This window comes from Undibacterium pigrum (assembly GCF_003201815.1).
Taxonomy (GTDB): Bacteria; Pseudomonadota; Gammaproteobacteria; order Burkholderiales; family Burkholderiaceae_D; genus Undibacterium; species Undibacterium pigrum.
Genome location: NZ_QJKB01000038.1, coordinates 1 through 1908, shown reverse-complemented (window position 1 = coordinate 1908; position 1908 = coordinate 1). Strand labels below are relative to the sequence as shown.

Below are 1908 nucleotides of genomic sequence, written 5' to 3'. Positions count from 1 at the left end.
ACGGTACCCAATTGAGAAGCCGGATATACGCGAGCAGTTGAACTTAAGCCGAAACAACAAAAACTTGCAATTCCTGAGGAGTCCATATACGCATTGCAATGCGCCGCATGTGATTTACGCATTCCCCAGGGCTATGCGCATAGTCGTGATCAACGCTTTCATGCGGTGCGTTACAACGCACCCTACGCGATGGCAGATTTTCTCTGTGCTTACTCTGTGTCTCTGTGCCTCTGTGGTGAGGGGTTTTATATATTACCCAGACACTTCCCCGCCATGCGGCTCACAGAGGCATTATCATCCTCCTGCACCAGCTTGGCCAGAGGCACCCACGCCAGGTCATGCGACTCGTCGCTGACTTCGAAATGGATATGCCGCGCCTGGAATAAAAAGCGCAAATCATAGTGATAGTGGGCAGCTTCATTTGCTCTTGCTGGAATTGGGTGTACATCCACATCAAACAATGCACTGCTGATTAACTGCAAATCGGCAATGCCGCTTTCTTCCCGCGCTTCGCGGGCAGCAGCGTCTTGTATGTTGGTGTCGCCATCTTCGGTATGTCCACCCAGTTGCAACCAGCGATTAAGTTTCTTGTGATGCGTCAGCAGCGCCGCCTGACGGTCAGGTGACAATATCCAGGCCGATGCCGTCACATGCCCCGCCTGCGTACTGCGGCTGCAACAGTTGGCCGTGCTGCTGATAAATTCCAGCGCCTGGCGCAGATGGGCAGCTTCAGTGGCATTACTTGCCTGATGGGCATTGAGCAGGGTGATAAGCTGGTCTTGCATGGGCATGGTGAGAATGAAAACGAAGACGCGATTATAGCCCAGGCAGTGCATGTAACAGGCCAGCACGTCAGGAGTGGTCGCGGTCACAGTATTGTCATACCAGTGTCAGATAATCTATATGGCTATATGGTAGTGATAGAATATAGATCAGACATGGCACGCCGTGTTTTTCCGCCAAAGCCAGCCAGGCCAACAGTGCAGCATTATGTTTACCAACCAATTGGGAGAACAATAGCGATGAGTACCGTCTTGTGGATCATACTGGAAAACGACCCCGATGATTTTGCCCCGGATGACCTGGCTTTTCTCTACGACAGCATGGACGCCCTCGACGAAAAATGCGCCAGCCTCGATACCACCGCCTTGACTGAATTTGTCGATTTTTCTGACTTGGAACTCAATGTCAGCGAAGACGACATGGACGAAGACGAGGCAGAGCAATGGCTGGCCGACAACGCCAAATGGGTCAACCCGGCCGAGCTGCTGGCCACCCTGCGCGTACTCGAACAAGCCCTGGCAGAAGCCGACGATGACCAGGACCTTATCGAAGACCTGCGCTATTGCATAGAGCGTTGCGAGACTGCCGAACAGGATGCGGTGAGGGTACGTTTGATTGCGGTGATGTAGTTGTCACACTGAGCAGTTGTGTATTCTGCGAGGTGGTAATAGCGAGCGGTAGGAGCGGCTTCAGCCGCGAACAGCATGCCGTAGCGGACTTTCGAGGCTGAGCCAATCGCGCGGCGATGCTTGTCTTCAGCCAGTAGGGTGCGTTGTAACGCACCGCATGAAAGCGTCGATATCGTTCTGGAGAATGCGCAAATCACATGCGGTGTATTGCAATGTGAGCTGCATCTCTTTTAAAACCTCAGTGTCACCTCTGTGTCTCTGTGGTGAGATTTTTGGTCTTCTCAAAAACCACGAATAAATGACCAGAGCCAGTAGGATGCGTTGCAACTCATCGCAGAAAGCGTCAGTCACGCCTGTGCGCATAGGCTAGGGGAATGCGTAAATCACATGCGGCGCATTATAATGCGTATATGGACTCCTCAGGAATTGCAAGTTTTTGTTGTTTCGGCTTAAGTTCAACTGCTCGCGTATATCCGGCTTCTCAATTGGGTACCGT

Annotated in this window: 2 protein-coding genes; one reads left to right on the top strand and one right to left on the bottom strand. The window is 52.1% G+C overall.

The window, feature by feature from the left end; all coding sequences use genetic code 11:
• Window positions 1-245 precede the first annotated feature (245 nt).
• The gene (locus tag DFR42_RS28900; RefSeq protein ID WP_110258534.1) at window positions 246-872 is read right to left on the bottom strand and encodes an NUDIX hydrolase; all 627 of its coding nucleotides are present in this window, start codon (window positions 870-872) and stop codon (window positions 246-248) included.
• A gap of 150 nt (window positions 873-1022) precedes the next feature.
• Between DFR42_RS28900 and DFR42_RS28895 the strand changes: the two genes are divergently transcribed.
• Window positions 1023-1412: a hypothetical protein gene (locus DFR42_RS28895; RefSeq protein ID WP_110258533.1), complete on the top strand. Its 390-nt coding sequence runs from the start codon at window positions 1023-1025 to the stop codon at window positions 1410-1412.
• Window positions 1413-1908 lie beyond the last annotated feature (496 nt).

What these genes read in the sequence shown, in the direction of transcription:
- DFR42_RS28895 (WP_110258533.1), top strand. Translation starts at nt 1,023, where the DNA reads ATGAGTACCGTCTTGTGGATCATACTGGAAAACGACCCCGATGATTTT.